20 protein-coding genes and 2 pseudogenes are annotated in these 16,429 nt (G+C 37.3%); 6 read left to right on the forward strand and 16 right to left on the reverse strand.

Features of this window, described 5'->3' with window-relative positions; translation table 11 throughout:
- Positions 1 to 43: 43 nt before the first annotated feature.
- The 6 genes and pseudogenes from IPP64_08395 to IPP64_08420 all read right to left on the reverse strand — a co-directional run bounded on the left by IPP64_08395 (position 44) and on the right by IPP64_08420 (position 4,757).
- Positions 44 to 1,267 (reverse strand): FKBP-type peptidyl-prolyl cis-trans isomerase, encoded by a 1,224-nt coding sequence (locus tag IPP64_08395; protein MBL0329420.1) that lies wholly within the window; start codon positions 1,265 to 1,267, stop codon positions 44 to 46.
- 24 nt (positions 1,268 to 1,291) lie between these two features.
- Positions 1,292 to 1,981 carry an FKBP-type peptidyl-prolyl cis-trans isomerase gene (locus IPP64_08400; GenBank protein MBL0329421.1) on the reverse strand — a complete coding sequence of 230 codons (690 nt, stop codon included), beginning with the start codon at positions 1,979 to 1,981 and terminating at the stop codon, positions 1,292 to 1,294.
- 315 nt (positions 1,982 to 2,296) lie between these two features.
- A complete protein-coding gene (locus IPP64_08405; protein MBL0329422.1) occupies positions 2,297 to 2,572 on the reverse strand; it encodes an FKBP-type peptidyl-prolyl cis-trans isomerase in 276 nt (91 codons plus the stop codon).
- Positions 2,565 to 3,191, reverse strand: a complete 627-nt coding sequence (locus tag IPP64_08410; GenBank protein ID MBL0329423.1) for a hypothetical protein — start codon at positions 3,189 to 3,191, stop codon at positions 2,565 to 2,567. The genes IPP64_08405 and IPP64_08410 overlap by 8 nt, the downstream gene beginning before the upstream one ends.
- 4 nt (positions 3,192 to 3,195) lie before the next feature.
- Positions 3,196 to 3,738: an FKBP-type peptidyl-prolyl cis-trans isomerase gene (locus IPP64_08415; protein MBL0329424.1), complete on the reverse strand. Its 543-nt coding sequence runs from the start codon at positions 3,736 to 3,738 to the stop codon at positions 3,196 to 3,198.
- A 4-nt stretch (positions 3,739 to 3,742) separates the two neighbouring features.
- Positions 3,743 to 4,757 (reverse strand): annotated as a pseudogene (locus tag IPP64_08420) (DHH family phosphoesterase).
- Positions 4,758 to 5,002: 245 nt separating this feature from the next.
- On the opposite strand from IPP64_08420, the gene IPP64_08425 reads away from it, so the two are divergent.
- Entirely contained in the window at positions 5,003 to 5,422 is a 420-nt protein-coding gene (locus tag IPP64_08425) for a nucleoside-diphosphate kinase (protein MBL0329425.1), read from the forward strand.
- 53 nt (positions 5,423 to 5,475) lie between these two features.
- Here IPP64_08425 and IPP64_08430 read toward each other — a convergent pair whose 3' ends face one another.
- On the reverse strand, positions 5,476 to 6,054 hold the full coding sequence (locus IPP64_08430) for a DUF2779 domain-containing protein (protein MBL0329426.1): 579 nt from the start codon (positions 6,052 to 6,054) through the stop codon (positions 5,476 to 5,478).
- Positions 5,969 to 6,955 carry a DUF2779 domain-containing protein gene (locus IPP64_08435; protein ID MBL0329427.1) on the reverse strand — a complete coding sequence of 329 codons (987 nt, stop codon included), beginning with the start codon at positions 6,953 to 6,955 and terminating at the stop codon, positions 5,969 to 5,971. Before IPP64_08435 ends, IPP64_08430 begins: the two co-directional genes overlap by 86 nt.
- 154 nt (positions 6,956 to 7,109) lie before the next feature.
- Here IPP64_08435 and IPP64_08440 point away from each other — a divergent pair, with 154 nt between their 5' ends.
- The 3 genes from IPP64_08440 to IPP64_08450 are packed head-to-tail and all read left to right on the forward strand — an operon-like array spanning position 7,110 to position 9,135.
- Positions 7,110 to 8,171 (forward strand): gliding motility-associated C-terminal domain-containing protein, encoded by a 1,062-nt coding sequence (locus IPP64_08440; protein MBL0329428.1) that lies wholly within the window; start codon positions 7,110 to 7,112, stop codon positions 8,169 to 8,171.
- Positions 8,172 to 8,173: 2 nt separating this feature from the next.
- Entirely contained in the window at positions 8,174 to 8,959 is a 786-nt protein-coding gene (locus tag IPP64_08445) for a PorP/SprF family type IX secretion system membrane protein (protein MBL0329429.1), read from the forward strand.
- A complete protein-coding gene (locus IPP64_08450; protein MBL0329430.1) occupies positions 8,926 to 9,135 on the forward strand; it encodes a type IX secretion system membrane protein PorP/SprF in 210 nt (69 codons plus the stop codon). Before IPP64_08445 ends, IPP64_08450 begins: the two co-directional genes overlap by 34 nt.
- A gap of 10 nt (positions 9,136 to 9,145) precedes the next feature.
- On the opposite strand, the gene IPP64_08455 is transcribed toward IPP64_08450, so the two are convergent.
- The gene (locus IPP64_08455; protein ID MBL0329431.1) at positions 9,146 to 9,943 is read right to left on the reverse strand and encodes a M15 family metallopeptidase; all 798 of its coding nucleotides are present in this window, start codon (positions 9,941 to 9,943) and stop codon (positions 9,146 to 9,148) included.
- 47 nt (positions 9,944 to 9,990) lie between these two features.
- On the opposite strand from IPP64_08455, the gene IPP64_08460 reads away from it, so the two are divergent.
- Both IPP64_08460 and IPP64_08465 read left to right on the forward strand, forming a co-directional pair.
- A complete protein-coding gene (locus tag IPP64_08460; GenBank protein MBL0329432.1) occupies positions 9,991 to 10,725 on the forward strand; it encodes an amidinotransferase in 735 nt (244 codons plus the stop codon).
- 66 nt (positions 10,726 to 10,791) lie between these two features.
- Positions 10,792 to 11,283, forward strand: coding sequence for a YajQ family cyclic di-GMP-binding protein (locus IPP64_08465; protein MBL0329433.1), 492 nt, complete (start codon positions 10,792 to 10,794; stop codon positions 11,281 to 11,283).
- A 49-nt stretch (positions 11,284 to 11,332) separates the two neighbouring features.
- Here IPP64_08465 and IPP64_08470 read toward each other — a convergent pair whose 3' ends face one another.
- The 7 genes and pseudogenes from IPP64_08470 to IPP64_08500 all read right to left on the reverse strand — a co-directional run bounded on the left by IPP64_08470 (position 11,333) and on the right by IPP64_08500 (position 16,343).
- Positions 11,333 to 11,704, reverse strand: a complete 372-nt coding sequence (locus IPP64_08470) for a hypothetical protein (GenBank protein ID MBL0329434.1) — start codon at positions 11,702 to 11,704, stop codon at positions 11,333 to 11,335.
- 30 nt (positions 11,705 to 11,734) lie between these two features.
- Positions 11,735 to 12,106 (reverse strand): diacylglycerol kinase family protein, encoded by a 372-nt coding sequence (locus tag IPP64_08475; GenBank protein MBL0329435.1) that lies wholly within the window; start codon positions 12,104 to 12,106, stop codon positions 11,735 to 11,737.
- Positions 12,093 to 12,746 (reverse strand): DUF1361 domain-containing protein, encoded by a 654-nt coding sequence (locus IPP64_08480; protein ID MBL0329436.1) that lies wholly within the window; start codon positions 12,744 to 12,746, stop codon positions 12,093 to 12,095. The genes IPP64_08475 and IPP64_08480 overlap by 14 nt, the downstream gene beginning before the upstream one ends.
- Before the next feature lie 44 nt (positions 12,747 to 12,790).
- Positions 12,791 to 13,417, reverse strand: coding sequence for a hypothetical protein (locus IPP64_08485; protein ID MBL0329437.1), 627 nt, complete (start codon positions 13,415 to 13,417; stop codon positions 12,791 to 12,793).
- An 85-nt stretch (positions 13,418 to 13,502) separates the two neighbouring features.
- Positions 13,503 to 15,449, reverse strand: a complete 1,947-nt coding sequence (locus tag IPP64_08490) for a DUF4173 domain-containing protein (protein MBL0329438.1) — start codon at positions 15,447 to 15,449, stop codon at positions 13,503 to 13,505.
- Positions 15,450 to 15,496: 47 nt separating this feature from the next.
- Positions 15,497 to 15,984, reverse strand: a pseudogene (locus tag IPP64_08495) (hypothetical protein).
- Positions 15,978 to 16,343 (reverse strand): hypothetical protein, encoded by a 366-nt coding sequence (locus IPP64_08500; GenBank protein ID MBL0329439.1) that lies wholly within the window; start codon positions 16,341 to 16,343, stop codon positions 15,978 to 15,980. Before IPP64_08500 ends, IPP64_08495 begins: the two are co-directional and overlap by 7 nt.
- Positions 16,344 to 16,429 lie beyond the last annotated feature (86 nt).

Consider the following 16,429-nt stretch of genomic DNA (forward strand, 5'->3'; position numbering starts at 1 on the left):
TTAATAAAAACAGAGCGTTCAATAATTTTAGGAGAACTATCTCTTAGTGATTATGACCGTCACCAGGACCATGTTGTTCACCATCGGTTACTTCTACCAATTCCACATCGAATGTTAACTCAGCTTTTGAAGGGATCATTGGAGGGCGACCTTGTTCACCGTATGCTAATTGATAAGGAATCACCAATCTCAATTTATCTCCCACATTCATCAAGGCAATACCTTCATCCCAACCTGGGATAACTTGTCCTTGTCCTAATGGGAATTGAATAGGCTCACCTCTTTCAACGGAAGAGTCGAACATGCTACCATCCGCTAAATAACCGGAGTAATGCACTTTCACAACTTTTCCAGCCATAGCTTTTACAGTTGAACCGGATCTTTTCACTTCATAATATTTCAAACCAGAAGCTGTTGTTTTTTGCTCTAATCCTTTAATATCATACAATACAGGAGGAACAATAACAGTTACATTTAACATTTCAATGTCCATCACTAAATCCGTATTGGGTGGAATCAATGGTGGATATCCTTTTTCACCTAATGCTAAATGCGAAGGAATGATTAATCTTGCTTTTTCACCTTTACGCAAAAGCGCAACGCCTTCTTCCCAACCCGGCATCAATTGTTTTTGACCCATTTTGGTTTTTAGAGGTTGGTTGCGGTCGAATGAATTATCGAATGTTTTTCCATCCAAGAAATAACCGGCATAGTGAAACTCAGCAATGGTTCCATTAACGGCTTGTTCACCTGTTTTGTTTTCCACCACTTTGATACATTTCACACCGCTAGCAGTTTTGATGGTATCTTTCCCTTTAACATTGTAGGGGCGAATACCTTCTTTTACGTCCAACAATTCAACATCAAAAATAAGTGTTGAGTTGGCAGGAATTTTTCCGGTAGCATTTGCACCGTAACCCAATTCCGGTCCGAATTTAATGGTTGCTTTATCACCTACTTGTAGCAATAAAAAAGCTTCATCCCAACCTTTGATAACGTTACCTGCACCTAATTTAAATTCGAAAGGCTGACCGCGTTTAAGGGAAGAATCAAAAACCGTATCATTGGTAAGCTTACCGGTATAATGCACAATTACTTTATCCCCTGCTTGTGGTTTAATACCGTTTCCTTTTTCTGTAATGGTGTATTCTAATCCTGATGCTGTTTTCACTGTTTTCGGTTTTTTAACTTTTACGCTTTTCGGCTTTTCTTGTGCGCTTACCGCGATGGTAGCGAACGCTAAAAGTACGGTTGCTAATTTCTTCATTTTAAAACAAATTTAAAATTTCGTTTAATTCACTTTTTGTCCTTGAATTACTTTTCCTTGAGGAGCAGGAGGAGCATCTTTTACATCCACCAATTCCACATCAAATACCAATGGAGAGAATGGAGGAATTGGTCCACCACCTTGTGCTCCGTAAGCAATTGCAGAAGGCAAAATCAATTGTCCTTTTGAACCAATGCTCATCAACATAATTCCTTCGTCCCAACCTGGGATAACTTGTCCTTGTCCTACAGGAAACTCGATTGGTTCGTATGGTCTGCGTTCGTCAAATAAACCTGCTGCTTTCGCTGCTGCTTCATCGCTTGTATCAAACACTGTTCCATCTAATAAACGACCGGTATATTTTACTTTTACCAATTGTCCTGCTTTTGGTTTTTTACCGTTTCCTTTTTTGCTTTCAATGTAATACAAACCGCTTGCAGTTGGTGTTCCTGTAATTTTATTGTCCGCTAAATATTTTGCAAATGTACCCGCTTCTTCGCTTTGACGTTGTGCCATCATTGCTTGTTGCGCTTCCATTTGTTTCTTTTGTTCTGCTTCAGCTTCAGCTTTTGTGGTGATTTTCTCCAACTTCGCTACGAAGGTTAACATACTTCCTTTTTCAATGTATTCAGGCAATTTAGCCGCTTTAAAAGTGGTTAAATACACTGAATCTGCACTAATGATAAAGCCGGCACTGTCGCCAACGCCCATCATAGAAATCGCTTCTTCAAAACTTCCTTTGAAAGTTGATTTTTGTAAAGGGAATTCGATGAAGTTTGTTCCGCTAGGGTTTCCAACTTTTGAATCGAATAAAACAGAATCCTTACTGTTTTTATATGACATTACTAAACGAACGATATCACCTTCTTGTGGTTTAACTGCATTTTCATCTTGCTTAAAAAACTGATAATACAATCCGTTTTCGGTTGCCTCGTATCCCGGATAAGGAGAGTTTGAACAAGACGCCAATGTTAGCGCTACAGCAACTGCTGCCATTGATTGAGAAAAAGTAATTTTCATTTTAAATTATTATTTTTTGGTTAAATTAAGTAATTCTATTTCGTAAATAACTGTTGTATATGGTGGAATAATTCCTGTGGAAGAACCATCTTCTCCATAAGCAAGGTGCGAAGGTATAATAAATTTTGCTTTTGCACCTTCATTCATTAAACTTATTGCTGTTTCTAATCCCTTAATTACTTGTCCTTGTTCCCCATAAATATATTCCATGGGTTGCCCTCGGTCGTAGGTAGATTCGAATACTTTTCCGGTAATAAAACTTCCGGTATAATTGATTTTAACCACATTTCCCTTTTCGGGAGGTGTTCCTGCGCCTTGCGTGATGGGCAAATAATACATTCCATTTCGCTAATTTTGAGTACGACACCTTACTGGTATCCACAAACAATTGGAGTTTTCGTTGCTCTTCAATATCGCGGTCTTCGATTAATGTTTCGTAGCGCTTCAACTCGGCTTCGTACTCCGATTGGTTGAATATTTTATGCAGTTTTACATCCATCTTCACCACGCTGCCCGGTTTTAGAAACAAGGGTAAATCCGACTTAAAAAACTGTGTGAACAGGTTGTTGGCGTCCACAATAAACGAAACGCTATCGCCCTCATTCATGGTGGTTAAACCTTCTTCGAAACTGCCTTTGAACGAGGAATGGTTAAAGGGAAGAATCACCATCCCGATATCGTTGCTGGAATAAGTATCCATAAAAACAGAATCCTTCTCCGTTTTATAGGTGATGTTGAGTTGCAGGTAATCACCGATGGACGGTTTTCGTTTTCCATCCCCAATCATTTGCAGCTTGTAATACAATCCGGTATCAGTTTCAGAAAACCCTTTATAGGGCGAATTATTGCCACAAGATGCAAAAACAATCGCTCCAACTAATATGTATAATCTATTGATTTTCAAGAGCCTATTTTACAGAAAGTAATTCTAATTCATACAATACGGATGCTCTTGGGGGAATCCGTTTTTCATCGCCAATCAAACCATAAGCTAAATGGGAAGGAAGAATCATGGTGGCCTTTTCACCCACATGCATCAATTTCACACCTTCGTGCAAACCGGTTTCTACACTACTCTTATCCACCATAAATTCATATACTCCGGTAGAGTCGGATGAATAACAAAGGGTACCATCCAGCAATTTCACTTTAAAATTAAGTCGCACCACCTGCTCCGTTGCCGGCATCACACCTGTTCCTTTTTGCGTCATCATGTATCGCAAGCCACTTCCAGTAGTAATCATATCCCAACCTTTATGCTTTACATATTGGTCGATTTCATCACTTTCTTTCTTCACATAAATTTTATTGGCGTCCACCAACTTTTCCTTAAACTCTTTGCTTTCGACATCGGTTTTAGGACCATGCTCGTTTTTTTGATTGCCGCATGAGAGCTGCAACAAGGTGGCAGCATAAACGATGGCGATAAATAAACTGTTTTTAAAGGCCATAACTCTATTTACGATTTAATGCGGTTTTATATTGCGGCAATAAGGCTTCAAATTTCTGAAGTGTTTTTTCCATACTCAGTTCACTCATTCCTCCAGCAGCATTAGCATGTCCGCCTCCACTAAAATGTTTTCGGGCAAACACATTCACATCAAAACTTCCTTGCGAACGGAATGATGTTTTGATGATGCCATCGTTCTACAAAAAAAGCGGCAAAACGAATTCCTTCAATCGACAAAGCATAATTGACAACGCCTTCTGTATCGCCTTTTTGGTATTTGTAATGATCCAATTCCTTTTGAGTTAAGCTGAAATAAGCCGCTTTATATTCTTTAAACACTTTTAGTTTTTCACTTAAACTATATCCCAACAATTTTATTTTATTCTCGGTACTGCCATCATAAATACGGTTGTGGATATCGGCATTTTCAGCACCTGCTTCAATCAAGGCTGCAATAATTTTATGTGTTTTAGCGGTAGTAGATGGGAATCGGAAGGAGCCGGTATCGGTCATGATGCCCGTATACAAGCAATTACCGATGTCTTTATTCATTAATTTTTTATGTCCCATCATCTGAATCAACTCAAACACCAATTCGCAGGTAGAACATGCTTTGATGGTGTGCAACATGTATTTTGCAAAATCTTCGGGTTGCAAATGATGATCGATCATGAACTTAATACCTTTCGACTTCCCAACTTCGTCCCCTAATTTATCGATGCGTTTCAATGAATTAAAATCCAGGCAGAAAATAATGTCTGCTTTGGCAACAAGTGTTTTGGCCGGTTTCGGCTTTTTGGTAAAATCAATTACCTTATTGTTACCGGGCAACCAGTTTAAAAATGCGGGATAATCATTGGGCGTAATCACATTCACTTTGTGCTTCAATTGTATCAGGTAATTATACAAGCCCAGCGAAGAACCCATGGCATCACCATCAGGCGACCAATGGGTGACAATTACAATATTTTTTGGCTTTGATAAAAGCGACTTTACTTCTTTCAGTTGTTTTGCGTTCATAGAAGTACAAATTTACAATAAAATTGCCAGTAAGATGCTATGGATTTTGCCACAGATTCACAGATTAAAAAAATTGTTGCAGATTCTGTATTTGATAGGTAATCGCATCTGCCAAAATGAACAGGGATAGAAATTTGCGAATCGGTGGATGATTATTTTGAGTTATATTTCAATGGTTTCTCTTTCAATCAAGATATTTTTTCTAATTTCGCATCCGAATTTTAAAAACCTCAATACTTAAAGAAATGGCAACAAACAGAACATTTACAATGATTAAACCGGATGCAGTTGAGAACAACTACATTGGCGGGATATTAAAGATGATTAACGAAGCAGGGTTTCGCATTGTAGCAATGAAATACACGAAATTATCGGCAGAGGCTGCCGGTAAATTTTATGAAGTACACAAAGAGCGTCCTTTTTATGGCGAGTTAGTAAGTTATATGTCGTCCGGACCAATTGTAGCGGCTATCTTAGAAAAAGAAAATGCAGTTGCGGATTTCAGAACATTGATTGGTGCAACAGATCCAACAAAAGCTGACGAAGGCACTATTCGTAAAATTTATGCAAAATCAATTGCTGCAAATGCAGTACATGGCTCTGATAGCGATGAAAATGCTCAAATTGAAGGCGATTTTTATTTTTCTAAATTGGAAAGATTTTAATTCTGCTAAAAAAACTATAAAAAGAAAGCCCTGAGTTTTGCTCAGGGCTTTTTTTATGTTACGGTCTCCAACACTTCAAAAATCTTCACCATTGCCAGGGTATCCAGCTTACAATATTCCAATAATTGCTCGCGGGTTTCCAGAATTCGGAACATGTCCGTTTCTTTTCTAAGATTTTCGAAGGCAATCATCGCCACACTTCCACTGCCAATTTTCAAGTTGGAATAACTCAGTTCGGGAACCAGTGCGGGCAATACATTTTTGATAGAAAAAGAATTTTTCATGTCGGGATGATAAAAGGCTCGCTCCTGAAATGGTTGCGCTAAATCCACAATCCTGCTCAAGCGTTCATCAATCTGAGCCGTATATTCCGGAAAATCTTTTTTTAATCCGTTCAAGACATTACGCTCCATCAAGATATCATACACCAATATTGTTCCTGCCGATTCGGTATCTTTCAACAACGCATCCACAAATGCTTTTCGAGGGTCGGTATGTTGATCTGCTAAAAACTCGACATGTTCCAGCGGAGCATTCTTCTCTTTTTTATAATGCAAGGAATATTGAAAAAGGGATGTGCTGATACGGCTTTGTTTGCTGATAGATGGGCACTGCAGGCATAAATGTTTCAAAATCCATAAAATAAACAGGATAGGTTACTTTCTGTAAAAATGCAGCCACAGCGGGTTTATCTATCAATGCTTCTTTTCTTTTGATGGCTTGAATATGAATGTTTACATTTTTATCCAGTTCATTTACTTCAGGAATTTGTTCAATCGTTTTGTATCCTTTATGGTAGAGTTCAAACAAATCCGCTTTTTTAATTCCTGTGATTTCAAAAATGGAATTGATGGGTACATTCTTCCAGCAATTGCCCATAAAATCGCAGTTGTAAGGACTAAAACACTGCTCTCCGATTTTCACATCCGGTTCGGTGGCGGAAGTTGCAACAGCCATCGAGCGATTGATGTTGTCTTCCACAAGTGTTTGATTTTCCAAAACGTTTTTCAAAACCGATTTGATGGAAAACAAACCATTTAGATTCACATCCCCATTGCGGATGTATTGATTATTGATGATGATCAATGAAATATCTTTTAAAGGAATGCCAGAATTGGTGATTACCCAATATTGCAGGGAGGCATCCAACAAATAGGTAGGAGAAATTTTGGTAGAACTTTTTACTTCATACGCATACCATTCATTGTCTTTTTTAACTAGAATATCCAAAATGGCCAATACCTGATTGTGCTGAAAAGCGGCTTCGTAAATGACTCCCACCCCACTTTCAATGAGTTTTTTGGTATTGGCAACTGCTTCCAGATTGTTGGAGCGTTTGGCAGGGGTAGCATCTGTTCCACCCGGGAACAGCTTTTGAGCGAGCACACCTACATGGTTTCCTCGGTTAAAAACCGCTTGTTGCTCGGCAGAAACAGCATCTCTTTTTTGAATGAAATTTTTATAGAGGTACAACGACTTTGGGCATTGGAGTCCACGCAAAAAGGTTGATTTACTTAAAATATGCTTTTCCACACGTTTATTATTTACAATTGGAAAACTACAGAATTTTTTTTGATTTTAAACGTTTTTATTGAATATAGACCGAAACCTAATTTCCGGAGGCAAATGTGCTTTTGATTTCTGATTTATATCGTTACATTTGTTTTCCAGATTACTTTTAAAAACTATGATTCGAATAAAAGGATTGGCATTTTTTGTATTTGTCATTTCACAGTTGCTATCTATCCATTCATTTGCTCAGTTATCGGTAAATGCCGGCCCCGACAAAACCATTTGTCCGGGAACAAGCACCATCATTGGCAACGCAGCACCTGCAACAGGTGGCTTAGCACCGTATACATATTCATGGAATCCATCTGCTTTTTTAAGCAGCTCCACCATCCCAAATCCTGTTTGTACACCCTCTGCGTATGTTACCTATACACTAACTGTAACTGATGATACAGGAGCTGTAGCAACCGATGAGGTAATTGTCGGCTTTTTTTACACAGGGTATGTTGATGCCGGAAACGATACCAGCATCTGTGAAAACAGCTTTGCTTTATTGGGTGGAGATTTAAATATTTCAGGAGCAGGTGTAACGTATACCTGGTTCCCAACCACTTTTTTAAATGACAATACGCTACCTCGTCCAACATCGATACCAACCACCAGCATCACCTATACCTTAACAGCAACACATGCTTCTTGTCCACCTAAAACCGATCAGGTAACTGTTACGATTATTCCAACACCTGTGATTGATGCCGGACCGGATGTTTACATTCAAGAAGGACAAGTTGCCACCTTACAAGCTACGGGCGGTTATTTTTATGCGTGGTCATACATGCCGATAATGTATCAATATACAAGCAATCCGGATGTGGAGCCGTTTGTTACAACTACCTATTATTTATATGGAGCCGACATGAGTAATACTTGTCCGGCATACGATTCGGTTATAGTGCATGTTACACCAAGTGAAGAGCTTGTGTTTTACAATACGTTTACCCCAAATGGCGATGGAAATAATGATACCTGGTACATCGGAAACATTTATAAATATCCGAACAACAAATTGGAAATTTACAACCGTTATGGGAAAGTAGTATATAAAGCAAGCGGTTATTTGAATACATGGGATGGTCAAGCATTTGGTGAACCATTGCCGGAAGGAACTTATTTTTATGTATTGGATTTAGGGGATGGTAAAGGAAAAAAACACGGTGATGTCACCATTATTGATTAAGCATGTTGCGTAAAAAAATTCTATATAGTCTTGTTTTTTGTTTTGTCGCACTTTTAAGTGAAGCACAGCAGTTGCCGTATTATACACAAAACAAAAACAATGCATTCATGATTAATCCTGGAATTACAGGCACCAAACGATTGCTGGATGCGCGCTTGAATTACCGCAAACAATGGGTAGGATATGATGGCGCACCAACCACCATCAGCCTTGGTTTACATTCCCGATTTTTAAAAGGAAAAATGGGAGCTGGATTGTATTTGATGCAAGATAAAATCGGGCCATCGAAACAAACGAATATTGGTGCGGCTTATGCATATCACCTTCGTTTTCCGGATTGTGAATTATCTGCAGGGTTAGCGGGTAATTTTACGAAGTATACGTTGAATGGAAATTACATGTCGTTGCACAACAATCAAGATCCATCCATTGATCAACTGATAACAAACAGTACGTGGGTGGCGGATGCAAACTTTGGTATTTATGTTTACAACGATCGTTTTCATGTGGGCGCCAGCGCTTTGCATTTAATGCAATCCACTGCCGAATTTTACAAAGAAGACACTACAAAAAAAGGAACCATTAAATACATTACACAAGCCAACTTTACATTGGGTTATAACTTTTCACAAAACCCTGATTACGTTTGGGAAAGCACCTTGATGGGTCAATATGTAAAAGGTGCGCCAATGATGCTGGATTATACCTTGCGTGTTCACTTTTTGAAAAAGCATTTACTGGTGTATCGATTCGTTTGCGTGATGCAATTGCGATTCATGCCGGAGTAACGATTCTTGAAAATTATCAGATCAGTTATTCGTACGATATTCAGATTGGCGGATTAAAAAGGTATAATAGCGGTACACATGAAATCATGTTGTCGGTGAGCCACAATATTTTTAAAATCAAACGCGGAAGAGATAACAGTAAATTCCTGAATCAGAAATACGGTTATTTGTTTTAGCAAACCTCCTCTACTCTATTATTGTATATTTTTCATAGGCTTCCGTTCGGTAGCAGGAATTAAAATGCCACCATTCGGTGGTGATACCCATAAATCCGGCCGATTCCATCACTTCACGTAATAACGAACGATTGAGCAGTTGAATATGCGTTAATTTTCCTTCATCCAGCATTCGCTCTTCTTCTCTTGGATACGCCAATTCGCCAAAATAATCGTAAGGGGTTCCCATGTCTAATTCAATGCCATGTTCATCAATGATGCTGATGTCTACTGCAGCGCCAAAGTTATGCAATGAACCATTATTGGGATTGGAGACATATTTAGAACGTTCGGAATACGGCACGCTGATGGTGTCCCACATTTTACGCTGCACACTTCTTGCACGCACAGCATCATAAACTATTAAATTGTAAAATGGGAACTTTGATTTTAAAATTTCCTGCGCACAACTCAGCTTGGCAGCTACATCCGGTTGTAAATAACATTTATTAAAATCACCATACATGTCCAAACCTAAAAAATTATTGCAGGTGGAATATTTTAAATCCACTACAATAGAAGTATCCATCGTTCGAACATCTACCAACCCGGCACCCATCATCGACTTTTCCATTTCACAAACAACCAATGGAACAGGGATGTATATTGAATTGGCAACGGAATCCAACCTTATCTTGGGTGCTAAAGATAATGAGTCAGCAATACGCTCATGCGCCATTTCCTGTGTGGACTGCGCAAAATAATCGCAGGCCTCAAAGGTGCAAACAATGGCGATAAATGGTAGAAGTATAAATATGACTTTTTTCATTTCCGAACAACAAAGTTAATCAATATTCTTCCTTACTTTTGCAAGGTATGCTTAACAGTACCTCTAAAATCTTAATGATTCGTCCGGTTAATTTCGGATTCAATCAACAAACAGCAGAAAGCAATTCCTTTCAGCAACGCGCTGACATGGATGCACCTGAAAGCATCCAAAAGAAAGCGCTGGAAGAGTTTGATGCCTTTGCAAACAAATTGATTGCTGCAGGAATAGAGGTTGTTATTTTTGATGACACCACTGATGTGCATACCCCCGACTCTATTTTTCCCAACAACTGGATTTCATTTCATGAAAACAATGAATTGGTTTTGTATCCAATGTTGGCAGAGAACAGACGCTTGGAACGCAGAGAAGATATCATTTCCGGCTTTAAGAAAAAGAATAGTACAGTGATTGACTTAAGTAAATTCGAAAGCAAAAAAATGTACTTGGAAGGAACGGGCAGCATTGTATTTGATTACGATTATAAAATTGCATATGCCAACAGTTCGCCACGCACCAACAAAATGCTGTTTGAACAATTGTGTAAACAACTCAATTTTGAAAGCATTTATTTCAAGGCTGTAGATAAAAATGGAAACGACATTTTATTGTATAATTTTAAAGGTGAACGTTATATTGTGATGAGTGAACAAGCTTACAAATCATTAACGTTTGAACAAATAAAAAAACTGGAACAATACGGCAACTTATTGCATAGTCCGCTTTACACCATTGAAAAATATGGTGGTGGCAGCGCAAGATGTATGATTGCGGAAATAAAATAATAAGCAGTTGCAGATAAAATAAATTAAAAAAATTCGCAAATTCGTTAAAATTCGTAATTCGTTACTATGGCTTCATTTGATATTGTAAACAAAGTAGATATTCAATTGCTCGATAATGCAATTAATGTTGCGCGCAAAGAAATCGTTAACCGTTTTGATTTTCATGGTTCTAAGAGTGAAATTACGCTCGATAAAAAAGGACTATTTATAAATATCATTACAGAAAATGACATGCGGTTGGAATCCATCATTGATATAATTCGTCAAAGAATGATCAAACAACATTTAAATCCACTTTGTCTGGATGCCAGCAAAGAGCATTATGGCTCAGGTGTAATGATTAAAAAGGATATTAAAGTGAAAGAAGGCGTTGATAAGGATGTTGCCCGTAAAATTATGAAGGATATAAAAGATTCCAAACTAAAAGTACAAGCACAAATGCAAGATGATCAAGTACGTGTTAGTGGTAAAAAAATAGACGATTTACAGGCAGTGATTGCGTTAATGCGACAAGGCAGTTATGATTTACCATTACAGTTTATCAATATGAAATCTTAGTTCAATCGAAAGAAGAAAAAGAAAACAGCAGCTGCTGCCTCCGTGCTATTTACTCCTTTTGCATAACCAATTGTAGAATAGTTGCTATTCTGCATCGTTCCATCCGATTTAATATACCCGATTGTGGAGTAATTTTGATTTTGAATTGTCCCATCCGATTTAATATACCCAATGGTTGAATAATTTTGGTTTTGGATGGTGCCGTCACTTTTAATATACCCAATTGTGGAATAATTCCCATTTTGAACCGTTCCATCATCTTTATATATCCAATGGTTGAATAATTTTCATTTTGAACGGTTCCATCTTCTTTGATATAACCAACAGTGGAATAATTACTATTTTGAATGGTTTGAGCAATTGACTGATTTGATATCAATAATGCAAAGACAAATGCAAAGACAAAGATGTATTTTTTCATTTTATAGATAATTTAATCAAATATAATTAATTAAAACAATTTTGGCAAAAACACAATCAACCCAATAGCAACAGCCATTATAGCTGCCACCAAAACTGCTCCGGCTGCAACATCTTTTACTTTTTTTGCCAAGGGATGAAATTGCGGTGATACCAAATCGGTTAGAAATTCAATCGCAGTATTAAACATTTCAGCAGCAAATACAAATCCAATAGCAACAATCAGCCAACACCATTCGACAGCAGTTACATGATAAATAAAACCCAAAACAATCACCACAATTGCCGAAAGTAAATGAATCCAAGCATTGTGTTGTGTTTTAAAAAATGTAATCAATCCTTGAAAAGCAAATCCAAAACTCAAAAGTCGATCGCCAATACTAAATGATTTATTTTCCTTCATGTTGTTTGTGATTGATTAATGTATTCAATGTCCAATAACTTACCATCAAAAATACGGAAAAGAAAAAGGTGACTCCAACCATTCGGGTATTATTCATCGGATTCATCACCATATTTATGATATCGGAGAACAAAGTGATTGGGTTGGTGATGATGTCCCAACTGTTATATCTCGGATAGCGACCCAAGTAAATGCCAAAACTACACAATACCAGCAGCCCTCCAATAAATACATTGACCACAGGAGCAGATAAACGTGATCGTAATACTTTTTGAATTTCCATCAAGGATGAATAGCCTAGCAATAAACCATTCCAAGCAAATGAAAGTATTAATACCAAATCGAACCACAGCGGGATTTCGGAACGTAAACGCAGATGAAACAAATCGGTTAAAATGTAAGGCGAATTAGGGAAAAACAAAAGCCAAGCAGAAAATACTCCCAGCTTTTTTATTCTGGATGTATCCGTTTTGTTCATTTCTGAAAGAGCAAAGGCCAAAAGGAATGGTATCCAGGCTAAAAATAAATTCCAAGTAAGAAACACAAACATGATGTTGCCACTCCATTGAATGCGGAAATACAATAAGATGACACTCATTGCCGATGAAACGGCCATTACTTTGATAAATCGTTTATTCATTTTTTCAATCAGTTAATTTAAAATTTGATTCAATTCTTTTTGTGTTATGATTTTTTTAATCGGTTGTACATCATCCAGATTGCTAAGCAAATAATGACTTGTCCCATTCCAAACAACCACCAATTAAATTCTTGCGGAACATAATTTTTTACTTCATCAAACATGTTCTCGTTGCTCGATAAGGTCCAGATTCCGCGATCTGCTCCGTAATTAGAAATATAAATTAGATAATCCCACATGAATGAAAGAATAGCGGTGATACTTCCCACAATCAAGAGTATCCATTCTTTAAAAGCGATGTGAACATGTTTTTCTTTTTCCTGAAAATAAACCACTACAAACATTAAAACAATCATCGACAAAGAAACAAGGCAAGGAGCGATTACCGGTCCGACCCATGGAACAGGTACTAAGAATAAAATATCCCAGGTAAAGAAAGATTCCGGCCAGTTGAGGATTACTTTTAAAAACACATAATAAAAAATATCCCAAATGGCAAAGCTGTAAAGAAAAAACACAAACCGTTGTACCGTATTTTTTCCTGCCATCACTCCTGCTCCAATCAACATGATGATGGTTGCGATCTCACGAAAAAACTCGGTTGTAGCGATGTCTCGTGTGACAGGGATCAGCGGAAACTTAAATCCTTCCGGATAATAGAGTTTTCTCAAATACACCACAACGGAGGTTTCTAAAAACCCATGGCTATGCTAAATACGGTAAGCCATACAATTGTTTTTACGATTGGCTTCATGTTTATCGGGTATAATCAATGGCTACTTGGTTGGCTTCTATCTGAACATTTGGAAATGTTTTTTGCAACACTGCAAAACCTTCCGGAGTGATGCTTCCAATGCGAAGTTTTTTCAATTTCTTCAAAGCCAATAACGGAGCATAACTTTTAATGCGATTGTATTCTCCTGAAAGATCCAACACTTCAATGTTTCTTAATCGCTGTAGCGGATAAATGTCTTTGATGTTATTGCCACTCAAATCCAATTCTCTTAATGATTTAAACGCAGGCAGCTTATCCAGGCTATCCAATTGTCCGTTCTTAATTTTCAGAACTTCCAGTCTTGGGAATAGCTTTAACTCCGATAAATCGTATAGTTGGTTGTTCAATAGCACCAAGGAGCGAAGGTGATCAAAAGGCTTTAATGGTTTTAACGATTGAAAATAATTGTATTGAAACTCGAGCGTATCCACCTGATCCTTGATGGCAAGGATGTCGTTGTAGGTTCTTGTTTTTTCCATACAATGTGATTCCCACTCCATTTGCTCGTAATCACGCATAAAGGTTAATAGTTTATTGGCCAAACCTGATTTAAAATCATAGTAATACGTTCCTCTCGAAAAATTATAATAATCACGTGCCTCAAAATCATCTGCATTGGCAGCAGCATCTGGCAAAGTGAGTAATTGTGGTAAGTTTTTATAACTCAAATCGAGCAACAAGTATTTTTCAAGTTTCTTATGTTCATCCGTATATTTTTTAATATTAAAATTAGTGATGATAATATCCCAATTAAAAAAGCAAGACACCACCAGGAAATAATAATAAACGGCTGCATTCACACGAAACAGGTACCAGTTGGTTTTTAACTTCACCACTTTAATAAAGGTGGTTATCAAGCCAATTAAGGCTAAAATCAGATACACGTATACTCCGATTTTTTTATAGGAAATTCCGGATTCTTCGATGTATAAATTATTGCGGTAAGCGGTTGAGAAGATCATGAACGCATTTTGCAAAATCCACAACAACGCCATTATTTTCAACCATTTGCTTGGTTTATGATAATTCAATTCTCCTCTGAAGTAAAACAAAATAATACAAATAGCTACAATGATGGACGTAATCAATGTTCCTATTCCATCGTGAACAAATCCTTTGTGATTGACACCTTTGGGCAAGGTTCCATCAAACAAGAAATAGTTAATATCCAACACATTTAAAATTAAGAGCAAGCTGTTCAGCATCACAAACAAAATTATTCCGGATAAATTTTCGTTATCGATGCGCATCAACCCATTCAGAAAATTTTTGCGGGAAGCAATTTCTGGTGTTAATTCTAAGGATACACTCTTGTCCCAATTGTAAAAACCCGGCATAATTTTATTGTGAAAGAATCCATAAAGCAAGAACAAACCACCCAACGTAAAAAACATCCAGCCAATGGAAATAAAATCCAAATTGATGTTTTTTGTAAAATCATAAAACAATGGATTAGATGTTTGGTAAAAGAAAAAGAACAATACAGCGATTAAAAATGGGATCACAAACAGAAACAATTTGACATAAAACGGTCTGCGGTAGACGCCAGCAACTTGTTGCTTTTTACGATTTACCCAATCGACAAACATAAATACGCAGGATGTACTTATCGAACATATGGTTAAAAAAATGCTTGTCAGAAAAGAGGTTTGTGGTTGAATGCTTAAAGCTGATAAAATAAACAATGAGAATAAATTGGCCCATATCGCTAAGGCACTTCCATACATAAAAATGAAGAAAGAAGAAGCCAATGTTCCGATGGCAACCGACAACCAAACTTTATTCTTTATCAAATCGGGTTGTCTGAATACCAGTAATCCAACAATTAATGCATTAAAAAGTAAGAAATTGATTCCTGCGGATTGGTCGTAAAACAACGCACCATACACAAATACAGAAATTAGAATTGCCCAATCATTTTTTTTCATGTTTTATTTTTTTAGAGGTTATGAATTCTGCCGGATAAAAACGAGCTTTAAGCGTATTTATTTTGTTGTTCTAACAATCGAATATTCTTGTAGGTAAGGAACAAGGGAATAAAACCAAATACACCAAACGAACAATCAATTAATTGCCAGAAGAAAGGAATTTGTCGAATTGGTCCAGCGATGAAAGCCAAAGGAAATACCATCACGCAGGCAATCATTCCAAATTGAATTACCCAAATGTTTTTACCGGGTCGATGAGCGGACCGATAAATACAGTAGCAATCACAATGTGCGCAAAAGCCAACCAATCCGTTCCATAAGAAAGATGCGGATAAAGTGTAGTTACAGAACTTACTTCATTGTAAATGGTCGTTAACCAACCTTGCATGAATTCCGGAAAAGCGGAGATGTGTTTCATTAAAAATGCAAGCTCTGTTTGGATTGGAAATGCGGTAACTCCGCTCAGAATCAACAGAAGGATAAATAATACAATCCAGGTTTTAATTTTGGTTTTGAGTTGTTTGGCTGTTAACATGGCTGGTAGATTTTACGTAAGTAATTAGTTTGTAAATGGACAATGGCATTGTAATCAATTTCTTCAAAGGGTTTACCCGTTTTACCTTTTTGATAATCGGCATAAAATTGTTTCCAATATTCCGGCATCAGAAAAAAGCAAATGATGCACGTGCTGATAACAGGAATGGAATAATGTTTATTCCCTAAAAAATAAAACTGCATTCGCGCCTCCCCTGCTTCATCCATTTCATATTGAAGGATGATGTGTTTGCAATCATGTTGTTCGTAGTTGGGCAACAAAACAAAATTCATTTTATTGAGATATAGTGCTAAATCCTTACCCAAAGTACCTTCTTCGAATTGCAGTAACTCAGACATTGAATAATTAAACTTTGGCTTTTTACGACACTTGCCGATTAAGGGCAATGCGATTTTGTGCGTTAAAAACTCTAACAATTTCGAAC

The organism is Bacteroidota bacterium, from assembly GCA_016722565.1.
Lineage (GTDB): Bacteria > Bacteroidota > Bacteroidia > 2-12-FULL-35-15 > 2-12-FULL-35-15 > 2-12-FULL-35-15.